The organism is Pseudomonas citronellolis, from assembly GCF_029335315.1.
GTDB lineage: Bacteria > Pseudomonadota > Gammaproteobacteria > Pseudomonadales > Pseudomonadaceae > Pseudomonas > Pseudomonas citronellolis_A.
This window is the reverse complement of record NZ_JARJLT010000228.1, coordinates 1-918: the sequence shown is the minus strand read 5'-3', so window position 1 is coordinate 918 and position 918 is coordinate 1. Positions and strand designations below refer to the sequence as shown.

Sequence of the window (918 nt, the reverse complement as noted above, 5' to 3'; positions counted from 1 at the left end):
TTTGGCGCGTCATCCCCGCGAACGCGGGGACCCAGTGACGTTGCCGTGGCGATATGGGTAAGCGGGGAGCAGGCGGGCACCGCGTTGCGAACTATTCCTACTAAATTGGTAGGGCTTTCTCCCGGGGGGCCGAATGGCGTAAACTGCTCCCACGTTTGCGAGGAGTTGCCATGAGCGCCATCACCATCACCGAAGCTGCCCAGGGTTACCTGGCCGAACTGCTGGCCAAGCAGGACACCCCCGGTATCGGCATCCGCGTCTTCATTACCCAGCCGGGTACCCAGTATGCGGAAACCTGCATCGCCTACTGCAAGCCGGGCGAGCAGAAGCCGGAAGACACCCCGGTCGGCCTGAAGGATTTCACCGCCTGGATCGACGGCATCAGCGAGCCGTTCCTGGAAGACGCCATCGTCGACTACGCCACCGACCGCATGGGCGGCCAGCTGACCATCAAGGCGCCGAACGCCAAGGTGCCGATGGTCAACGAGGACAGCCCGCTCAACGAGCGCATCGAATACTACCTGCAGACCGAGATCAACCCGGGCCTGGCCAGCCACGGCGGCCAGGTCAGCCTGGTCGAAGTGGTCGAGGACAACATCGCCGTGCTGCGTTTCGGCGGCGGTTGCCAGGGTTGCGGCGCGGTCGAGATGACCCTCAAGGATGGCGTCGAGAAGACCCTGATCGAGCGCATCCCGGAGCTGAAGGGCGTGCGCGACGTGACCGACCACAGCAACCGCGAGAACGCCTACTACTGAGTGGGTGATTCGCGCGGTGGGCCGTAAGGCCCGCTGAAGCAAAAACGCCGTTTCCCTGCCGAAGGGAAACGGCGTTTTTCATTGCCCCGTACCGCCCGCACCCCGTAGGAGCGAGCTTGCTCGCGAACCGCCGTTTCCGGCTGACGCCATTTCTTCCCGGTGC

General features: G+C 64.1%; 1 protein-coding gene. It reads left to right on the top strand.

Annotated elements, in window-relative coordinates:
• The first annotated feature begins 170 nt into the window (after positions 1-170).
• On the top strand, positions 171-755 hold the full coding sequence (gene nfuA / locus P3W75_RS18010; protein ID WP_276228677.1) for a Fe-S biogenesis protein NfuA: 585 nt from the start codon (positions 171-173) through the stop codon (positions 753-755).
• The last annotated feature ends 163 nt before the right edge of the window (positions 756-918 follow it).